Consider the following 20,429-nt stretch of genomic DNA (forward strand, 5'->3'; position numbering starts at 1 on the left):
CAGATAAAGTAAAATATTGTTAATGACAATAGTTCAAAATATTAAAATTTTTTTAATTTAAGGAGAATCACCTTGTCTAGAAAAGAAAAACACTCGAGAAAAAAAATGTCTACTTTTAAAAAGGTTCTTTTAAGTCTTTTAGTGATTGTAGTTGTTATCACTGCAGGAGTAGGTATATATGCTTACTCAATTTACAATAATGTTAACAATACATCAAAGAAAATACACAAGGATATAGAGAAAACAGATAAACGTAAAGTGGAAGTTAGCGTTCAAAAGAAACAACCATTTTCAATACTATTAATGGGTGTTGACCATCGTAAAGGTGATAAAGGCCGTTCTGATTCTATGATTTTATTGACAGTTAATCCAGAAAAGAAAACGACTAAAATGGTAAGTATTCCACGTGATACTAGAACTGAAATCATTGGTAAAGGAAAACAAGATAAATTAAACCACGCTTATGCATTTGGTGGCGTACAAATGACAGTAGATTCAGTCGAAAATTTCTTAAATGTACCGATTGATTACTATTTAGAAGTTAATATGGAAGGATTTAAAGATATTGTAGATGCAGTAAATGGTGTGGATGTTGTAAATGATTTAGATTTCACATACGAAAATACTCACTTTAAAAAAGGTCCAATTCATTTAAATGGGAAAGAAGCATTGAGCTATGCACGTATGAGAAAAATGGACCCTCGTGGTGATTTTGGACGTCAATTAAGACAACGTCTAGTAATTGAAGCGGTTATTAAAAAAGGTGCAAGTGTATCATCTTTAGGAAATTATCAAGATATCTTAAAAGCAATAGAGGAAAATGTCGTTACAAATTTAACGTTTAATGAAATGGTTTCAATTCAAAAAGATTATCGTGAAGCTGCAGGTAATATTGATAAAATTCAAATTACTGGTAAGGGAACTAAAATAGATGGTATTTATTATTTGCAAGTGCCAGATGAAGAACGAAACTATGTAATAGCTGAACTTCGAAATCATTTGGACCTATCTGTAGGTAATAATCAGGAATAGAAATAGACAAAATTTTTTTAAAATGTAATTTTTTAGCAAAGTAAGTTATGATAGGTAAGTATATACTACATAATACTTACTCTTTGCATAAAAGGAGAATGAACATGACAGTAAAAGTAATGACAATTTTTGGGACAAGACCAGAAGCAATTAAAATGGCTCCACTTGTTCTTGAGTTAGCAAAGTATCCTGAACAAATCGAATCAATCGTGACAGTAACTGCTCAACATCGTCAAATGCTTGATCAAGTACTAGAAATTTTTGAAATAACACCTGATTATGATTTAAACATTATGAAGGACCGTCAAACATTAATTGACGTAACAACTCGTGGATTAGAAGGATTAAATAAAATCATGCAAGAAGTGAAACCAGATATCGTTTTAGTACATGGTGACACGACTACAACTTTTATTGCAAGTCTTGCTGCGTTTTATAATCAAATCGCGATTGGTCATGTTGAAGCTGGCTTACGTACTTGGGACAAATACTCTCCGTACCCAGAAGAAATGAACCGTCAATTAACGGGCGTTATGGCAGATTTACACTTTGCTCCTACAACTAAATCTGCACAAAACTTAATTGCAGAAAATAAAAAAGAAGAAACAATATATATTACTGGTAATACGGCAATTGATGCATTAAAAACAACAGTAAAAGACGAATACTCTCACCCAGTGCTTGACACGGTAGGAAACGATCGCTTAGTCCTAATGACAGCTCATCGTCGAGAAAACCTTGGAGAGCCAATGCGCAATATGTTTAAGGCAATTAAACGTCTTGTTGAAAAACATAATGACATTCAAGTGGTTTATCCGGTTCACATGAATCCGGTTGTTCGTGAGATTGCAAATGAAATCTTAGGTGAAGATCAACGCATTCACTTAATCGAGCCATTAGATGTAATTGATTTCCACAATTTTGCTTCTAGATCTCATTTGATTCTAACTGATTCAGGTGGTGTTCAAGAAGAAGCACCTTCATTAGGCGTACCTGTTTTAGTATTACGTGATACAACAGAACGTCCAGAAGGAATTGAAGCAGGTACATTAAAACTTGCAGGAACAGATGAAGAAGTAATTTTCTCATTAGCTGACGAACTTCTTTCAGATAGTGAAGCGCATGCAAAAATGTCAAAAGCATCAAATCCATACGGAGACGGTGAAGCATCTCGCCGCATAGTAGAAGCGATTTTAAAAAATTTCAGTAAGTAACACATATGTAGCTGTAAAAAAACAGGACATTGAGTAGACAATGTCCTGTTTTTTATTTTTTCCTACTATTATAATAGTTGATCGTTGCTTTTAATCCTTCATGCAAGGTGTATTTTGGTTTCCATGATAGAAGTGCCTCAGCTTTTTGACAAGTTAAATAACTATATTTAATGTCACCAGGTCTTTCTTCTTCATATTCGATTTCAATTTTACGTTCAATGACATCCTCAGCAACTTTTATTAAATCATGTAAAGTTGTCGGTATGTTTGTACTAATATTGCATGTATCGTTAATTGGATGATCACTAGCCATCAGATTAGCATTTACGATATCCTGGACGAATATGAAGTCTCTTGTTTGTTCTCCATCACCAAACAAGGTAAAAAGAGAATTGTTTACAATCCGATCCACTAATATACTGATGACGCCACCTTCACCTTTAGGATCCTGACCAATACCGTAAACATTCGCATATCTGAAAATGGAATATGGAATCCCATATAAGTCATGGAATATTTTAATATACATTTCTGGTGATAGTTTAGATGAGCCATAAAATGAAATTGGATTGGTTGAATGGTTTTCGTCCACTCCTAGATAAGATGGATTCCCATAAGCAGCTGCAGAAGAAGCATAAATTAAATTGCAGTTTTTCATTTCATTTAATTGTCTTAATGACTCTAGGACGTTTATTGTACCAAGAATATTGATACTTGCATCTTCAATAGGATTTTGAATAGAGAACTGTACGTCAATTTGTGCTGCGTGATGATTGATGATATCCGGTTGTTCTTTCAGGATGATTTCGATAAACTGAGGATTACGAATATCCATTTCATAGAATTTTATGTCATTTGGTATATTTTCTAATTTGCCAGTTGTTAAATTATCGACAACTATAACTTCAAATCCATTGGATTTATATGCTTGTACTAAGTTAGAACCGATAAAGCCAGCTCCACCAGTAACAACTACTTTTTTCATAATGAATCTCCTCTAATTAACTTGCTGCAATTTATGTAAGTCTTACAATCTATTATACATTTTACCATAATAATCAAGTATTAATCCAATCATGGTAAATAATGAAAAGGTAGTAATATAATTGTCAGTTTAACCAAATTACATGTTTCTAATAGAAACAATTTGCGGTTCTTTGTTATATTATGTCATGATAACTATTTACATTTGAAATCAAATGGTAATGGATTATCTACCCAATTTATGCTAAAATTATTTTGTTTTGTAGCATTTTGGAGAACAATGTAAATAAATGATTTTTTTTAAGATAGACTTTCGACATTTGCAAAGCAAAGGAGGTGCAGTCGAACATGTCATCAAAGAAACGAATACTCTTAATTTCTCAGCATTTTTATCCTGAAATCGGTAGTGCAGCGAATCGATTGAAAAATATCTATTTGGAGTTGCATGAAAAGGGGTATGATGTAAAGGTTTTAACTTTAGAGCCTAGATATCCTAGTAAGGAATTATATGAGAATGAACGATTTTGGGACAGTGATTTAAATGAGGAAGATATTATACGAATTGAACCTCTCGTCCAAAAACATTCAACGAGTATTATGAAACGTTTATTTCTTTATTTAGAGGTTATGTTTCGTTTTATCCTCGAAATACTTAGATATAAGAAAGAAGTAGATTATGTTTTTGTCACATCTCCACCTATTTTTGTCGGAGTGGCTGGACTAATTGCAAAATGGAAATTGAAAGCTCCATTAATACTTGATATAAGAGACCTATGGCCTGAATCAATTATTGGTGTTGGAGTGTTTTCAAATAAACTACTACTATCGACTGCGTTTAAACTAGAAGACCTATTGTATCGTAAAGCAACTAAAATATTTGTTAATAGCAGAAGCTTTATCGATTATATGACAGCTAAAAATGTTCCAGTAGATAAAATATACTTTATGCCTAACTCACTTACTGAAGAAGAGCTCAGTATTGAAGTAGAGCAAAAGGTTAATGATACTAAAAAAACTGTTATATATACTGGGAATTTAGGATTAGCACAAGACATCCAAAAGTTAATAAAAGTTGCAGAAAAATTGAAAGATGAAGCAGATATTCAATTTACAATTGTTGGGTATGGATATCATCTGAATGAATTAGAAAAAGTGATCAAAGAGAAGAAATTAAATAATATTAATCTTCAATCAGCTAGATCGAGAAATGATACGTTACGATTAGTTGCAAATGCGAATATTGCTTATGTAAGTTTGGTTGATAAGGATGTCTTTAAAACTGTTTTACCAGGTAAAATTATCGATTATATGTGCGTAAGAAAACCGATAATCGGAGATGTATCTGGCTATGCAAGTGACATTATTCATACATCAAACTGTGGTATTGTTTCGAAAGAAAATAGCGTAGATGATTTAGCGGAAAACATATTGAAGCTAGCAAAAGATGATGAGTTATGTCAGAAGTTAGGTCAAAATGGATATCAATTCGCATATGAACAATTACGTTGGAAAACGAACATTCTTGTTTTAGAAAAAGCGATGGAGGACATCGATGAATAAAAAAGTTTGTGCATTTGTCTTTAATCATTTTACGAATGATGCACGTGTATTACGGGAATGCTCAGCACTTGTAGAAGCAGGGTACGAAGTAGATTTAATTGCATTGCATAATTTTGAAATGAAAGACTTACCTAAAAAAGAACATAGAAAAGAAGGTTTTCGCGTCATCCGTGTAAATGATCGCTTACCATTTATATTACGTTGGCCATTTTCAATAGCTGAAGCTGTTAAAGGCATTGCTACTATTAATATGGTGACTAAGGTTTTATCTTTGATTTTAATCTTACTATGCTTGTTTGCCTCTCCAATCGCTACAATTATTACTGTATTATTATTGATGATCTTTAGTCATCGAATTGTAAGAGTGGCTAGTAAAAGAGGATATTCAATATTAGAAATGACACTATATGGCTTACGTAAAAATTATGATATTTATCATGCAAATGACTTAAATACATTACCGCAAGCAATAGTAGGTGCCAAACTGTTTCGTCGTAAGAAATTAGTTTATGACTCACATGAGGTTCAATCAAGTCGTTCTGGTTATGAAAATCCTATCTTTGGAAAAATTGAAAAGTTTTTAATCAAATTCATTGATATTATGATTCATGAGAACGATACTCGTGCTAAGTTTACTCAAGAACTTTACGATATTCCTTATCCAGAAGTTATTCACAACTATCCATTTGTATCTCATCCTGAAAAAAGTCATTCAGTAAATCTACATAAATTAGTAGGCATTTCAGATGATGAACCAATTCTTTTATATCAAGGTGGAATACAAAAAGGAAGAGGATTAGAACAAATTGTACAAGCTACTCCACAATTTAAACGTGGTATTGTCGTTTTTATCGGTGATGGAAAAATAAAACCAAATTTGTTAAAGCTTGTAGACGAACTAAAATTGCATGATCGTATTAAGTTTATTTCAAAGGTACCAGTAGATGAATTATTAAACTATACAAGAAACGCGTATTTAGGCTTTCAAGTATTAAATAATATTAACTTTAACCATTATTCTGCTTCATCTAACAAGCTTTTTGAATATATGATGAGTGGAGTTCCAGCTATTGCATGTAGCTTCCCAGAAATACAAAAAGTTGTAGAAGCTGAAAATACAGGAATATGTGTTGATTCACATGATCCTAATTCAATCGCAGAAGGGGTTAATTATTTATTGGATCACCCAGAGCTAAGGGATGAAATGAGTCGAAATTGTCTTGTTGCTCGTGAAAAATATAATTGGAATGAAGAAAAGAAAATCTTTTTAGACATTTATCGGAAGTTACACTAATTCATGATATTTAACAATTATATGAACATAATACAAATAAGTATAAAAATATTTGAAGTATAAGTAGATTAGAGATAGAATGTAATATGGCGAAACGCTTATATTTTCACATAAAATTGTCGGATTATGACAATGAAATTAATCGAATGTGAGGGAATTTAAAATGAAAATTTGTACTATGGGCTTAGGATATATTGGATTACCAACATCAGCAATGTTTGCTAAATACGGAGCGACAGTTGTAGGGGTAGACCTATTTCCAGAAGTAGTGAATAAATTAAATAATGGTGAAATTCATATTGAAGAGCCAGGCTTAGGTGAAGTAGTGAAAGAAGTAGTAGAAAAAGGAAACTTCCGTGCTTCATTAACACCTGAAGAAGCTGATGCGTTCATTATCGCAGTACCAACACCTAATAATGACGACATGTATAAATCATGTGATTTAAGTTATGTATTAAAAGCAACAGAAACTGTATTACCATTTGTTAAAAAAGGTAATGTAATTATTGTTGAATCAACAATCGCACCACGTAGTATGGATGATCATGTTAAACCACTTGTTGAAGCAGCTGGCTTTACAGTAGGTGAAGACATTTTCTTAGTACACTGCCCAGAGCGTGTATTACCAGGTCAAATCTTACATGAATTAATTCATAACAACCGTATTGTTGGTGGTGTTACTGAGGCATGTTCAGAAGCTGGTGCTAAAGTTTATGGTTTATTCGTTGAAGGTGAAATCATTAAAACGGATGCTAAAACAGCTGAAATGTCTAAATTAATGGAAAATACTTTCCGTGACGTAAACATTGCATTAGCAAACGAATTAACAAAAATTTGTAACGTATTAGAAATCAATGTATTAGATGTAATTCAAATGGCTAATAAACACCCACGTGTTAACTTACATTCACCAGGACCTGGTGTTGGAGGACACTGTTTAGCAGTTGACCCTTACTTCATCGTTGCAAAAGCTCCTGAACAAGCACAAATGATTAACTTAGCTCGTGGTATTAACGTTTCAATGCCTGAGTACGTAGTTAACAATGTAAAAGAAATGGTAAGTGGCGTTGAAAATCCAAAAATCGCTGTGTTTGGTGTAACATACAAAGGAAACGTAGACGATATGCGTGAGAGTCCAGCAATGGATATTATTGATATTCTTCGTAACGAAGGTTTAGAGTGTGCTGTACATGATCCACATGTTGAATCAGACACTTTCAAATTATTATCAGCTGAAGAAGCAGTAACAGATGCACACTTATTACTAGTTCTTACTGATCATGATGAATTTAAAACTATGAATACTGATGAGTTAGCTGAAAAAATGGCGAAACCAGTATTATTTGATACACGTAATTGCGTGAAAACAAACGAGGGAAAAATGCAATTCGTAAACTTTGGTAATTTATATACAGTAGTAAACTCTAAAAAGGTTATGGCATGAATTCGTTAAAAACCGTATTCTCTGAACAATTTAATAATGTATATATGATAGGTAGACTGTCTGCATATGAGCTTAAAAAGCTCTATGCAAACAGTTTTCTTGGCGGTATATGGATATTTTTAAATCCAATTATCCAAATTGCTGTATATGGTCTAACGTTTGGACTAGGTATTCGTGGCGGAGCATCAGTTAATGGTATTCCTTACTTCACTTGGATGGTATGTGGACTAATACCATGGTTTTTTATTAGTGGATCCATCATGCAAGGTTCCAATGCAATCTATGCAAGGATTAATACAGTTGCTAGGATGAATTTCCCTCTAAGTATTACGCCGACGTACGTTATAGTTGCTCAATTATATACTCATCTTGTATTACTTATCTTATTAATTGCTATAGTTACTTTTACTGTAGGAATTGAAAACATTCATTTATTTGAATTAATTTACTATATTTTATCTAGTTTTTGTTTCTTAGTAGCTCTTTCTTTTATCACATCAACATTATCTACAATGATGAGAGATATTCATTTATTAATTCAAAATGCTACTAGAATGTTATTATATTTAACACCAGTTTTATGGGAGGCAAGTGAGAACGCTCCTAAGTTTTTATTAGATTTAATGAAATTAAATCCATTTTTCTATGTTGTAGAAGGTTATCGTTCGGCATTAATATATGACAACTTTAATTATCTTCTATCTCCATTAACACTTTATTTCTGGGGCTTAGTGTTAGTAATGTTAGTTTTAGGAACTACATTACATGTTAAGTTTAGACGAAATTTTGTGGACTATCTGTAAAGGTGAATGCCTATGAGTACAAAAGTTGAATTTAAAAATGTAACGAAAAAGTATAAGATGTACACTAGACAAATTGATAAAATAAAAGATTTATTTACTTCAAAAGAAAGTGGAGATTTCCACTATGCTTTAAGTGATGTATCTTTTTCAGTTGAATCTGGTGAAATTGTTGGAATTATAGGATTAAATGGTTCGGGTAAAAGTACCATGTCGAATCTAATTTCAGGTGTTACAATGCCCAATGAAGGAGACGTATATGTAAATGGTACTGCTTCTCTTATTGCAATTTCTGCAGGTTTAAATGGTCAATTAACAGGTTTAGAAAATATCGAATTAAAAGGCCTTATGATGGGCTTAAGTAAAAAACAAATTCAAGAAATAACACCAAAGGTAATTGAATTTGCAGAAGTTGGTAAGTTTATTAATCAGCCAGTTAAAAACTACTCGAGTGGTATGCGTTCACGATTAGGTTTTGCAATTTCTATTAATATAGATCCTGATGTTCTAGTAATAGATGAAGCATTGTCTGTTGGTGATCCAACATTTACTCAAAAGTGTTTAGATAAAATGAATGAATTTAAAGAAAATGGTAAAACGATTTTCTTCATTAGTCATTCACTTGGTCAAGTTAAATCATTCTGTACAAAAGCAATTTGGGTTCATTATGGTAAGATTAAAGATTACGGTGATGTATTACCAGTAACAGCACAGTATCAAAAATTCTTAGCTGATTACCAAAAAATGACGCCAGAAGAGCGCATTAAGTTTAAAGCAGAACAATTAAAAGAAAACAATCATGGTTTATTAATGACAAACGATGTTAAAACAAAAAAAGGATTTTTTGATATTTTTAAAAAGTAAAGCGTAAGTATCAAAATTTCATCATGGCTAGTTAACGATAATTTTTTTATATATGGTACTGAAATTGCACTCTTTAACTATTGAACTTATTCAAGCAATTAGCTTGTCAATAGTTAGAGTGTTTTTTCATAAAATCGCTACTTACTTGCTTAACCTGTTTTAAAAAGGAGTGAGAAGATGAATAATACAATTTTTGGAAAAACAAAAAACATTCTAAAAAAAGCCACAAGTACAATATTTGAAAAAAGTAAAGTAAGGCGAAACGAAGAAAGATGGATTATCAATATACCATCTGTGAAGGTTGAACCTAAATTTACATTAAAAGAGTTTAATGCAAAGTATGAAAATGAAGCATTAAAGAACGATTCATATAGTAGGCATAAAAAATTATTATTTGATTTTCCTGTGAGTAATGGTAGTAAGTATTATTTAAGACGTACTATAAAGCTTGGGATTCTTTCGGATGATAGATTCTTTCAAACATATGAACCAGTAGCTTATACAAAAAGAGTAACAGAAGAAAACTTCCAAACGATTTCTGAAGAAACAGATTTATTATGTATTGCATTTGATTTAGAAAATTTACCAGCAGAATGGAATGGATTGGGGAGTTCAAAATCAGATGTTGTTCGTAAGAAATTAGTCAAAATCATTCAGCATTTTAAATCAAAGTCGAAAAAAGTTGTTTTTTATTCCTTAGATGATACGGACTTATACAAGAGACTTGAATTAGTCATGAAGGAAGTAGACGCGGTTTTTACAATTCAGCAAAAAAACGCAGATTCAATTTTGTCTGAAAATATAAACAAAAATGTTCATGTCTTAAAAATGGGAATTAACCCATTGATTCATAATCCTATTGGAACTAGACTTCACAAATATAAAAACAAGTCAGCCTTATATGAATATTGGGACCCAAAAAATACGAAACGAAAAACGATGTTAAATACCTTTATTAATGGATCTGTTAATAGCCAAAATGAGGTAGTACTATATGATACAAAGCTAAGCCAGAAAGAATCAAATGCATATCCAGAAGACTTACATAAGTATTTAGCTCCAAATGTGTCTGAACAATATAAATACTCTTATTTAAAGTTTTTCCAGACAATCTTTTTGTTTAATGAAAATAAGGAAAAGTACTATTCTTATCATCGTAATCTTCACGATTTCATGGCAATTGGTAGTACATTAATTTCAAATTATCATTCAGAAATACATAATCGATTTCCAAATGTTTATAATGCTTATTCAGAAAGTGAAATTAAGGAGATCTTAAGTAATTATAGTGATAATGAGATTTATGAAAATCAAATGGCTGGCGTACGTAACGTCTTCAAACAAGATACCATCTTTGATCGATTTTATGAAATGTGTTCAAAGCTAGACTTAGATGAACAAATGCCACAAAAAAGAATTGCGGTTATCACAAATGAGAAAACCGAACTTGTTCTAGAAATGTTCAATTATCAAACGTATCCATATAAAGATTTATTGTTAGAATCAGAACTAACTGAATCTAAAAAAGCAGAGTATGACATGATTGCCTTTTTTAAAGATGAATATCAGTATGGGGAGTTTTATTTAGAAGATTTAGCAAATGGCTTTAAATACACGTTTTGTGATTATATAACTAAGGATTCTTATCTTCAAACTGAAGGAATTGAACATAATTACGTGAATCAAGTAAAGGATAAATATTTAACTTTATTTTGGGCTAGCTCATTTAAAGCAGCGACATTATTAAAGTTAAACAATCTTGCAGATGTAAAAAATGGCTATAGTATTGATCCATTTGAAGTTGAGGAAAAACCTGTACCTTTAATTGAAACAGAGCGTAAGTCATATAAGCTAACAATGATTATTCCAATTTATAACAATGGATTATTTTTATTAAATAAATGCATGCAGAGTTTAAAGCGAAGCAGCATGTTTAATGAAATGGAAATATTGCTAATAGATGATGGGTCAACCGATCAGTTTACGCCAAATATGGTGAAAAGACTAAGTAGGCAATATGATAATGTAAAATCTTTCTTCTTTAATGATGGAGGAAGTGGTAGTGCTTCACGCCCTAGAAATAAGGGGATTGAGCTGATGACTACAGATTATGTTACATACCTAGATCCAGATAATGAAGCAGTTTGTGACGGTTATGCTAAGCTCTATAACGAAATAATAGTAAATGATGTAGACTTAGTTGTCGGAAATATTTATCGTGTTTCGGATCGTGAAATGCGTTTAAACTATGTAAATGCAGTGAAAAGTGTAAATGATGGTCAAGACATGATTGAAGGAAACACGACAAAAATTCTAGTTGATTCAGGCTTTAAAGTGGCAAGTATCCAAGCTTTGATCGCAAAAAAATCATTAATAACTGAAAATAATATTTTAATGGTTGAAGGAGCTGCAGGAGAAGATTCTTTATTCTTTGAAGAACTTGTCACGTATTCAAATAAAATTAAATTAGTTAATGAGGATATTCATATTTATTATGCAGAAGTAGAAGGATCAGTAGTAAACACGGTTACTTCAAAATTCTTTAGGAAATATATGATTGTTCAGCAACCCCGAGTTAACTTCCTTAATAAACATGGTTTATTAGAAGCTTATTCAGAAAAACGCTTCGAGGCCTATTTTAAGGACTGGATTTTAGAGAAATTAAAATTGGTGAAACAAGATGAAGCATTAGAATCTGTAAAGCTTACTTGTGAAATCTGGGATTATTATAAAGATTATGTAAAGATTACCTATCCAGTAGTTGAAAGATTTGATGAACTAAGTAAACTAAAAGAGTATGACAAAATAATTGCTGAATATATTAATTCATAATATCTTTAGAAACAGGCAATGAAAATACACTATATGCTTTATTGTATAAGAGTAAAATAAAGAGGAAAAAATAAAAATACCTCAACAACTTGATTAACCATTTGAATGGGGGAGAAATTTTGTCTGATAATCAAAAGAAGAGCTCTGACTTTAAATTGAAAGTGAAGAGATCACTTGAAATTGATCCGAAAACGGATAATCCATTAATGATAAATTTTAAAAAGGTTGTAAAAAAATCAATTAGAACTGTGCAACTAATTAACAACGGACAGATTATTCCGGTCTTGAAAAAGAAGCTTAAAGGCGGAACGAATAAAGCTAACTCAAATACAAAGCGTAATATGACGGAAATGGAAAAAGGGGAATATATAAAATATCTCAAGGAACATAGTGATACTGGTTATTATGATGAAGTAAAGCCTATTATTGACAAAATTCCTGTAAGCAATGGTAGTCGATACTATCCACAAATTAATGCAAATATTGGGATTATCGCAGATGAGTTTCTATTTAATTCCTTTAACGGTATTGCAAATTTCGTTTATATTACGAGAGACAATTACATGGAGCATGTAAACACATTAGATATATTTATCGTTGCCTCAGCTTGGAAGGGATTAAATAATGAATGGAAGGGACTTGCGAATGCAAAAAACCGTCCATTAAGAGATGAATTATTCCAAATTGTTGAGACATATAAATCAAATGGTATTAAATGTGTATTCTATTCTAAAGAAGATCCTGTTAACTACGATCGCTTTATTGAAATTGCACAAAAGGCTGACTACATTTTTACGACTGCAGAAGAAGTTATAGAGAATTATAAAACTGATTGTAACAATCAAAATGTGGACGTACTTAAATTTGGTGTGAATCCTCTATACCATAATCCAGTTGGATTTAGAAAATATAGAAGAGAAAAAGAAGTCTTTTTTGCAGGGTCTTGGTATCTGAAGTATCCACAGAGACAAAAAGATTCACAAACAATTTTTGATGGTGTAATAGATGCTGGTTATAAATTGAAGCTAATTGACCGAAATTATAATTTATTTTTAGAACAACATTTTTTCCCGAAAAAATATGTAGATTATATTTCACCAGCCATTAATCATGAAGATTTACAGAGAATCCATAAGTTATACGATTGGTCACTTAACTTAAATTCAGTTAAATATAGCCCAACAATGTTTGCAAACCGAGTATTTGAATTGCAAGCACTTGGTAATTTAATGCTGTCTAATTACAGTATGTCGATTAACAATAAGTTCCCAAATGTTTTTATTGTTCATGACTCTAATGAAGTTGGACATATTTTAAATGGATATACGAATGATGAACTTTATAAGCATCAGGTTCAAGGAATCCGAAAAGTAATGAGTCATGAGACAACTGTTCAAAGATTAGAGAGACTTCTTCAATTTGTGGGCTTTCCTCATAAACCGTATGAACGTTCAGTTGCTGTAGTGGTTGAAGAAAAAACAGATAAAATTGAAGAAATGTTTCAATATCAAACTTATGAAAACAAACATTTATTTAAAGAGAGTGAATTTACTGAAGCAATTAAATCTCAATATGATCTTGTTGCATTTTTCCATGATGAAAAAGAGTATTATGAGTACTATTTAGAAGATATGATTAATGCTTTCAAATATACGAACAGTGCGTATATAACAAAAGAAGGATACTACGATGGAGAAACGCTTATAGACGGCATTGAACATGATTATGTTTCTACAATGAAGGATAAGTTCCGTACCATTTTCTGGGCTGAACTATTTAGTGTAAACAATTTGCTTGAAATGAATGGCGAACAAGCAATTGAAAATGGTTATAGTGTTGATCATTTTGAATTTAATAACAAGGTTAGAGTAGCTCAAAAAGGTACTAAAAAATATAAGTTCTCTGTAATCATTCCAGCTTATAATAACGGAGAATACTTACTAAATAAATGTTTCTATAGCTTACGTAGAAGTAGTATGTTTGATGAAATGGAAATCATTATTGTAGATGATGGTTCTACAGATTCATACACACCAATGATCATAAATCGTATAGCAAGAGAATATTCAAACGTAACTACTCATTTCTATAATGATGGTGGAAGTGGTACTGCTTCAAGACCTCGAAACAAAGGTGTTGAATTGAGTACAACTGACTATATTACTTTCTTGGATCCAGATAATGAAGCAGTTAATGATGGATATGCTAAATTGTACAAGGAAATAGTGGAAAATAATTATGACTTTGTAGTCGGTAATATTTATCGAGTATCTGATCGCGAGGTACGCTTGAATTATGTAAATGCTGTGAAGGATGTAAATAATCAACAGTATGAAATAAAAGGAAACACGAAAAAGGTATTAGTTGATTCTTCATTTAAAGCAGCTAGTATCCAGGCGTTAATTGTTCAAAAATCATTAATAACGAATAATAATTTACAAATGGTAGTCGGTGCTGCAGGTCAGGATACACTATTCTTCCATGAATTATTATTAAATGCTCAAAATGTAAAATTAATGAACCTAGATATCCACATTTACTATGCAGCAGTTGCTGGATCAACTGTTAATACAATTACGAAAAACTTCTTTAGAAAGTTCAAAATACTAGAAGTTCAAAGAATTGAAGCGCTGAAAAAGTATGAAGTATTAGATGAGTACTTAGAAAAACGCTTTGAATACTACTTCAAAAATTGGTATCTGGCAAAACTAAAGAAAATAAAAGAAACTGATGCCATGGAATCAATTGAAATTCTGTGCAGCATTTGGGATATTTACAAAAATGAAGTAAACCCTATTGACCCAGAAATCATTCGTTTTTCAAAATTTGCAGAAAAACAAGATTTTGAAGGCATCTACAATGAATATGTTTTAAATGAAGATAATTTAGTTAATGTTTAAATTTTGGAAGGAATCCCATTGTGGATTCCTTTTTATTTTTAAAGTATTTAGATGTAATGTGAAACTATTTTATTCAATCTAACGTCTAATCATTAAGGGGGCGTTAGCCAGTGAAAAAAATATACATTTTCTTATTATTACTCGTGCTATTTATTGTTTCAGGCTGTACAAAAATATTTGACACAGAACCACCCGAAGCTAAAGCACAAATAAAAAATAAAAGTATTTCATTAATAAGAGGAGGGTATCATTGGACGACAGAAGAGGGGAATTTCTTTACTTCAACGAAAACAACAATTGCTGATGCAGCTGCTCCTGTTCAAATTGCAAAAGAATTGATTGCATCACCTGTAGAAAAAGGATCAGAGGCAGCCATAGAGTTTAGTGATCATTCTAAACCGCAGCTAACATATCAATTTTGGGATGAAGATCAGCCTGGAAAATCCATTTCAATGAAAGGAAATAAATTAACATTCCCTCTTAAAAGTGGTAAATACATCATAGAAGTCAATGCTACATGGTCTAACGGGGATGCATCCTATACATTGTTTGTTGATGTTAAATAATGAAAAGTAAAAACGCCTGGAAGTGTGCTGTGCCCCCGTTGTTAGATACCATCTAACAATCGGAGACATTGCACATGTACCAAGCGTTTTTTGTATAAGTAATTTTTTACTTTGTATTTTTAACCTTATTAATATAGTAAATTGTATCTTCTAATTCAAGTGGGTTGTGCCCTTGCTCTTTATTTGAGTACATCTCAACAGTTAAACGGTTGTAAGTTAATGTATCTTTTAATGTATTTAGACCTCTTACAAAAGGCATGAAGTGCTTTACAACGTCATGATCACAAGCGGTATTTTGTAAGTAAAAAATATAAGGCATATAGTTAATTTCTTTGAAGAACTCTAGTACATTTAATCGTGTTACATATTTTTTAGCTGATTCCTCTGTCGGAAGAGACGGGTGAGCAGCTTCTAATAATCGATTAACATGTGTTTGATAGTAGTTTGGAATAATCGTTTGTGGATTATTGACTAAAGCCTTGGAACCTTTAATATATCCAGCAAGCACCATTGACATAAAACCGCCACCAGAAGAACCGTAGAATAATGTATCCTCAGCTTTGACAGACATTTTCGTCATTAGTTTTTCAATGATTTTAGCTATTTTTTCTAAGAAAAATGCATCGTCAGTTCCATGTCCCCAACCTAAACTCATTTGTCCTAAATAAAGAGTCGGGTCATTATAATAAATCATATTTGATTCAAAATGCTCTGTCCATGAATGACGTTGAAAAATCGGTGGTTTCATTTTTGCGGGATCATATGCACCAGATCCAAATACAAGTAATTCGTTTGAAGATGAGTTCGATCTAATTAAAAACTCATATTTTACATTATCCCAATTTACAGTAAGGATAAATGGTGTACGACTAGTTAAGTTTATTTCATCAATTTTTTCGAAAGTAGTATGTATATTTTCATATTTATTGAGCATTTATTTTCACTCCTAGTACTGAAATTTAATCATATCCAAACTTAAGTATACATATAGTTTTATCGATAAATCAACGGTATCACTCATTTTCATGAAAAAGGATATAATTTAAATCCTTCTATAAATAAAGAAGAAGAAACAACCGGAAATTGACCCATTAATAAAACTTGAACTATTATAGGTGTATTAAGAAAATAAAAGAATAAGGATTGAGGACCATTTTAGATCATAAATTTATTCGTTATTGGCTACCCGTACTATTAATAGCAGGTGGTATTTTTTATTCATCATCTACACCATATGGGGATCAGGATATAAGACCGCAATTAAATGATTTGAATGGGATGTATAGTTTCGTTGAGCAATTCGATTTTGTCCATTTTACATATGCTGGCAAAGAAATCAGTATACATCACTTAGGAAGTGCTGGTTTCGTAGAGTTCTTCATGCGTAAGCTTGCTCACTTTTCAGTATTTTGTTTACTTGCTTTCTTTACTACAAGATTAGTAAGTGTGTATAGACAAAAATTCTTTATTAGTGGTCTAGTGTTAACGATCCTTTACGCAGCTTCAGATGAGTTCCATCAATCATTTACAGCAGATCGAACACCACTTATTCAAGACGTTGTAATTGATTCGTGTGGTGCATTAGTAGGAGCTTGTTTATTTTTCATCCTATATAAAAAATTTTATAAGAAGAAATAAAAGTGAAAAGACATTGAACTAATAGTCAATGTCTTTTTTTGATAAAGTATATAAAATAGGGAGGCAATCTTTAGTTTACAAACTTTCAAAAAAAGTAATCTTGTTCGAAAAAGGATCTATAACTGTTATTTCTTTTGTATTCCATGGTGTTTTTTCAAGACCAGGTTTATTGTATTTAAAGTTTTTCGCTAATAATGTTGAGTGTAGAGATACAATGTTATTTACTTTCACTCTAATTGCAGAGCCAGGACTACAATCACCGTGGTGTTCTGATAAATGAATCACGCAGTTTCCTCGTGATACTTGCATATAAATGGGGAAATTATTTTCGTATTGATGCTCCCAGTCTAGTTGGAAATCTAGGAAATGTATATAAAACTCCTGCGCTTTTGCGATATCATAAATACGAAATATTGGCGTAATATCATGATACTCGATTAATTCTTGTTCCATTTTTAACCTCCAAAGGCGGAATTGTCTAAACTCACTAAGACATAATTCTTCAATTATATAGAAATTCCTTCCCTGAACACTTAATGATTGAAATACTTTATTTTATACACAGGAATGCTACATACGATCTTGCTCTATTCATAAATACTTCCATTGGATAACATTTTGAGCTTTTCCATATTTTTTACTAGTAAACTACCTTTTTTACGTTCAATTATTTCTTCCTTACAAAATTTATTTACGACCCTATTTAAATGACGATAGCTTGTCCCCAAAAGTTCCGCAATTTCGGTAAGCTTAGAAGATTTTATTTCATTTACAAAAGATGAATCATCTAATAGCGTTGATGCAAGATAACTTGCAAAACGATTTTCGACTGGGAATAAAAGATTTAAGCTAGAAATATTTGAAAAAGTATATAGTTTATAGCTTACATTTTTTAGAAGAAATTTTAGGAAATCAGGATTGTTTGATTGGGTTTCGTGAAGTAACTTATTATGAATGCCAATTAATATACTACTTTTTACGGCTTCAACATTACTTCTTACTTCAGAGTTATTGATAAATTCAACATCACCAATTAGAGCCAAAGGATTATTAAATCGAAGTAATAATGACTTTCCGTTAGGTAAAATAACAGAAATCTTTAATTTACCTTTAACCAAAAAATATAAACGATCAAGAAACTGTCCATTGCTACATATAAGGTCGCCTTCATCAAACTGAAATAATTTCATTTCCTGAATGACTTGATTTTCAAATATATCGTCTAATTTATATTGTGTAACATATTGTTTTAATAAATCTTGGTTTACCAATTCACGCATGATAAAATCTCCTATCAATCACCAAAGGATATATTTATTAAAATATAATTTATTACACAAAAAAAGGACATATGTCCTTTTTATTAAACCTCATTGTAAAAAGCTTCTAGTGTATTTTTATAAGAAATGCGTTAGTTACAACTCAAGGATGCTTCCTTTTCCGTGGGGCGTGAGCAGAGCCACCTCGGTGCCCTGCGGGGTCTCAGCCTTCCCGCATCTCCCACAGGAATCTCGCACCTTCCATTGTAATAAACTTTTATCTTTAGTGTTTCTAAAAAACCTTATCAGTAATTGATAAGGTTTAAGAGCATTTTATCGTTTGTTAAAGAGAAATGAAGTCCGGTTCTGCACCTGCATGAGCTACATAACCAACTTTAACGGGTTGCATTTTAATTAATATGTAATTCGGGTCATCTGGACCTTTAATCCATTTAGATAATTCATCTGTCCACACTTTATCCTCAGCATTTGCATTTTCTACTACTTCAGCTTTAGCGTACATTTCAACAAAATTGTCGTCTAATTGATTTCCATCATGTCCAATTAGTAGATGGACATTAGGATTATTTTTAATATCGTCCACTTTTTTAGATTCTTTATGAGTTGCAATATAAGGTGTTAATCCTCTGAAGAAAAAAATCATAAAACAACTATGTGGAAAGTCCTCTCGTATTGTTGTGAAAATTCCTAGTTGTTCTGCTTTTAACACCTTCATTATATTTTCTTGATTCATAATAAAACTCCTTTCATTGACCCACGATACAGGGATAAACGGATACGGATTGTTATTTTAGTAATGAGCTTTACATTTAGTACGCGTGTAACTTGTTATTAGGCTGGATTGATCTAAGAGAACCGTTACTCTTTTAAGTCTTTGTTAATTGATTTTGATTTAAACCTATTTTTTTGTGTCTTTTGCATATGATAGTTGTAAGTAATATTTTTTTAGGAGGTTTATAATGGCTCATCGTTTGTTTTTTATTATTTCCTTTATCGGTGTTCCACTATCTGTTCTTGGGAGTATCATGCATTGGAATGAAATCATCTTATTTGTCATTTATTGTGTGACAATTGTTGCTTTGGCAGGTATTATGGGTCGAGCTACAGAGAGTCTTGCAATTGTAGCAGGTCCTCGTATTGGAGGACTGTTGAATGCGACCTTTGGGAATGCAGTTGAATTAATTATTGCTATTTTTGCATTGAGAGAAGGTTTAGTTGAAGTTGTATTAGCTTCACTAACAGGTTCTGTAATTGGAAACTTATTGCTTGTTGGAGGTCTTTCATTTTTTGTTGGGGGATTAAAGTACAAGCGTCAAAACTTTAATGTGTACGATGCTAGACATAATTCAGGTTTATTAATTTTTGCAGTTGTACTAGCCTTTGTCATTCCTGCCATTTTTGCTGATCGAATGGATAAAGCAGATACGATGACATTAAGTGTTGGTGTATCGATTATTTTAATGGTTTTATATTTAGCGGCTTTATACTTTAAACTTGTTACGCACCGAGGCGTATATGTTGCGAAGGGACAAGAAGAAATAGAAGAACATGAAACAGCAGAGTGGGGCAAATGGAAAGCAATACTGATTTTAGCGATTGCAACAGTAGCCGTTGGATATGTATCTGAGAATTTAGTTCATACTTTCTCAACTGTTGGAGAAAAATTTGGCTGGACAGAGTTGTTTATTGGTATTATTGTCGTTGCTATTGTAGGAAATGCAGCAGAGCATGCTTCTGCAATTGTTATGGCCTATAAAAATAGAGTCGGGGTTGCAGTAGAAATAGCTGTAGGTTCCTCTCTTCAAATAGCTATGTTTGTTGCACCAGTATTAGTTATTCTGTCATTATTTATGAATCATAGAATGCCTTTGATTTTCTCAATTCCCGAACTAGTTTCAATGGTAACATCGGTATTTTTAACGATTGCCATAATGAATGATGGGGACACAAACTGGTTTGAAGGGTTAACACTTTTAGGAGCGTATGTTATTATGGGAATCGGTTTCTATTTATTATAAAGA

The 20,429-nt window shown here is 31.8% G+C and carries 16 protein-coding genes and 1 pseudogene; 12 read left to right on the plus strand and 5 right to left on the minus strand.

Annotated features, from left to right (window positions below; genetic code table 11):
• Nucleotides 1–105: 105 nt before the first annotated feature.
• Nucleotides 106–1,032, plus strand: coding sequence for a polyisoprenyl-teichoic acid--peptidoglycan teichoic acid transferase TagU (gene tagU, locus ACX6U0_RS11780; RefSeq protein WP_464960125.1), 927 nt, complete (start codon nt 106–108; stop codon nt 1,030–1,032).
• Nucleotides 1,033–1,130: 98 nt separating this feature from the next.
• Nucleotides 1,131–2,246, plus strand: a complete 1,116-nt coding sequence (gene wecB / locus ACX6U0_RS11785; RefSeq protein ID WP_088002083.1) for a non-hydrolyzing UDP-N-acetylglucosamine 2-epimerase — start codon at nt 1,131–1,133, stop codon at nt 2,244–2,246.
• A gap of 52 nt (nt 2,247–2,298) precedes the next feature.
• Here wecB and ACX6U0_RS11790 read toward each other — a convergent pair whose 3' ends face one another.
• Nucleotides 2,299–3,231: a GDP-mannose 4,6-dehydratase gene (locus ACX6U0_RS11790; RefSeq protein ID WP_464960126.1), complete on the minus strand. Its 933-nt coding sequence runs from the start codon at nt 3,229–3,231 to the stop codon at nt 2,299–2,301.
• 347 nt (nt 3,232–3,578) lie between these two features.
• On the opposite strand from ACX6U0_RS11790, the gene ACX6U0_RS11795 reads away from it, so the two are divergent.
• The 8 genes and pseudogenes from ACX6U0_RS11795 to ACX6U0_RS11830 all read left to right on the plus strand — a co-directional run bounded on the left by ACX6U0_RS11795 (nt 3,579) and on the right by ACX6U0_RS11830 (nt 15,490).
• The gene (locus ACX6U0_RS11795; protein WP_464960127.1) at nt 3,579–4,790 is read left to right on the plus strand and encodes a glycosyltransferase family 4 protein; all 1,212 of its coding nucleotides are present in this window, start codon (nt 3,579–3,581) and stop codon (nt 4,788–4,790) included.
• The gene (locus tag ACX6U0_RS11800) at nt 4,783–6,084 is read left to right on the plus strand and encodes a glycosyltransferase (RefSeq protein WP_464960128.1); all 1,302 of its coding nucleotides are present in this window, start codon (nt 4,783–4,785) and stop codon (nt 6,082–6,084) included. The genes ACX6U0_RS11795 and ACX6U0_RS11800 overlap by 8 nt, the downstream gene beginning before the upstream one ends.
• 163 nt (nt 6,085–6,247) lie before the next feature.
• Nucleotides 6,248–7,528, plus strand: a complete 1,281-nt coding sequence (locus tag ACX6U0_RS11805) for a nucleotide sugar dehydrogenase (protein ID WP_464960129.1) — start codon at nt 6,248–6,250, stop codon at nt 7,526–7,528.
• The gene (locus ACX6U0_RS11810; RefSeq protein WP_464960130.1) at nt 7,525–8,331 is read left to right on the plus strand and encodes an ABC transporter permease; all 807 of its coding nucleotides are present in this window, start codon (nt 7,525–7,527) and stop codon (nt 8,329–8,331) included. Before ACX6U0_RS11805 ends, ACX6U0_RS11810 begins: the two co-directional genes overlap by 4 nt.
• Before the next feature lie 12 nt (nt 8,332–8,343).
• A pseudogene (gene tagH / locus ACX6U0_RS11815) lies at nt 8,344–9,165 on the plus strand (teichoic acids export ABC transporter ATP-binding subunit TagH); the annotation flags it as partial.
• Nucleotides 9,166–9,369: 204 nt separating this feature from the next.
• Nucleotides 9,370–12,024, plus strand: coding sequence for a glycosyltransferase (locus ACX6U0_RS11820; protein ID WP_464960131.1), 2,655 nt, complete (start codon nt 9,370–9,372; stop codon nt 12,022–12,024).
• 119 nt (nt 12,025–12,143) lie between these two features.
• A complete protein-coding gene (locus tag ACX6U0_RS11825; RefSeq protein WP_464960132.1) occupies nt 12,144–14,924 on the plus strand; it encodes a glycosyltransferase in 2,781 nt (926 codons plus the stop codon).
• 110 nt (nt 14,925–15,034) lie between these two features.
• On the plus strand, nt 15,035–15,490 hold the full coding sequence (locus ACX6U0_RS11830; RefSeq protein WP_464960133.1) for a hypothetical protein: 456 nt from the start codon (nt 15,035–15,037) through the stop codon (nt 15,488–15,490).
• A gap of 106 nt (nt 15,491–15,596) precedes the next feature.
• Here ACX6U0_RS11830 and ACX6U0_RS11835 read toward each other — a convergent pair whose 3' ends face one another.
• Nucleotides 15,597–16,424 (minus strand): glycosyl transferase family 2, encoded by an 828-nt coding sequence (locus ACX6U0_RS11835; RefSeq protein WP_464960134.1) that lies wholly within the window; start codon nt 16,422–16,424, stop codon nt 15,597–15,599.
• A 209-nt stretch (nt 16,425–16,633) separates the two neighbouring features.
• On the opposite strand from ACX6U0_RS11835, the gene ACX6U0_RS11840 reads away from it, so the two are divergent.
• Nucleotides 16,634–17,128 (plus strand): VanZ family protein, encoded by a 495-nt coding sequence (locus ACX6U0_RS11840; RefSeq protein ID WP_464960135.1) that lies wholly within the window; start codon nt 16,634–16,636, stop codon nt 17,126–17,128.
• Nucleotides 17,129–17,203: 75 nt separating this feature from the next.
• Here ACX6U0_RS11840 and ACX6U0_RS11845 read toward each other — a convergent pair whose 3' ends face one another.
• The 3 genes from ACX6U0_RS11845 to ACX6U0_RS11855 all read right to left on the minus strand — a co-directional run bounded on the left by ACX6U0_RS11845 (nt 17,204) and on the right by ACX6U0_RS11855 (nt 19,141).
• On the minus strand, nt 17,204–17,581 hold the full coding sequence (locus ACX6U0_RS11845; protein WP_464960136.1) for a glyoxalase superfamily protein: 378 nt from the start codon (nt 17,579–17,581) through the stop codon (nt 17,204–17,206).
• 134 nt (nt 17,582–17,715) lie between these two features.
• Entirely contained in the window at nt 17,716–18,408 is a 693-nt protein-coding gene (locus ACX6U0_RS11850; protein ID WP_464960137.1) for a cyclic nucleotide-binding domain-containing protein, read from the minus strand.
• Between the two features lie 322 nt (nt 18,409–18,730).
• Nucleotides 18,731–19,141 carry a pyridoxamine 5'-phosphate oxidase family protein gene (locus tag ACX6U0_RS11855; RefSeq protein ID WP_464960138.1) on the minus strand — a complete coding sequence of 137 codons (411 nt, stop codon included), beginning with the start codon at nt 19,139–19,141 and terminating at the stop codon, nt 18,731–18,733.
• 226 nt (nt 19,142–19,367) lie between these two features.
• Between ACX6U0_RS11855 and cax the strand changes: the two genes are divergently transcribed.
• Nucleotides 19,368–20,426 carry a calcium/proton exchanger gene (cax, locus tag ACX6U0_RS11860; RefSeq protein WP_464960139.1) on the plus strand — a complete coding sequence of 353 codons (1,059 nt, stop codon included), beginning with the start codon at nt 19,368–19,370 and terminating at the stop codon, nt 20,424–20,426.
• The last annotated feature ends 3 nt before the right edge of the window (nt 20,427–20,429 follow it).

This window comes from Gottfriedia sp. ABJ_BB2_2 (assembly GCF_055484705.1).

Coding starts and splice junctions, on each gene's coding strand:
- ACX6U0_RS11805 (WP_464960129.1), top strand. CDS start 6,248: ATGAAAATTTGTACTATGGGCTTAGGATATATTGGATTACCAACATCA.
- ACX6U0_RS11810 (WP_464960130.1), top strand. CDS start 7,525: ATGAATTCGTTAAAAACCGTATTCTCTGAACAATTTAATAATGTATAT.
- ACX6U0_RS11820 (WP_464960131.1), top strand. CDS start 9,370: ATGAATAATACAATTTTTGGAAAAACAAAAAACATTCTAAAAAAAGCC.
- ACX6U0_RS11845 (WP_464960136.1), bottom strand. CDS start 17,581: ATGGAACAAGAATTAATCGAGTATCATGATATTACGCCAATATTTCGT.
- tagU (WP_464960125.1), top strand. CDS start 106: ATGTCTACTTTTAAAAAGGTTCTTTTAAGTCTTTTAGTGATTGTAGTT.
- ACX6U0_RS11800 (WP_464960128.1), top strand. CDS start 4,783: ATGAATAAAAAAGTTTGTGCATTTGTCTTTAATCATTTTACGAATGAT.
- ACX6U0_RS11835 (WP_464960134.1), bottom strand. CDS start 16,424: ATGCTCAATAAATATGAAAATATACATACTACTTTCGAAAAAATTGAT.
- cax (WP_464960139.1), top strand. CDS start 19,368: ATGGCTCATCGTTTGTTTTTTATTATTTCCTTTATCGGTGTTCCACTA.
- ACX6U0_RS11855 (WP_464960138.1), bottom strand. CDS start 19,141: ATGAATCAAGAAAATATAATGAAGGTGTTAAAAGCAGAACAACTAGGA.
- ACX6U0_RS11790 (WP_464960126.1), bottom strand. CDS start 3,231: ATGAAAAAAGTAGTTGTTACTGGTGGAGCTGGCTTTATCGGTTCTAAC.
- ACX6U0_RS11795 (WP_464960127.1), top strand. CDS start 3,579: ATGTCATCAAAGAAACGAATACTCTTAATTTCTCAGCATTTTTATCCT.
- wecB (WP_088002083.1), top strand. CDS start 1,131: ATGAACATGACAGTAAAAGTAATGACAATTTTTGGGACAAGACCAGAA.
- ACX6U0_RS11850 (WP_464960137.1), bottom strand. CDS start 18,408: ATGCGTGAATTGGTAAACCAAGATTTATTAAAACAATATGTTACACAA.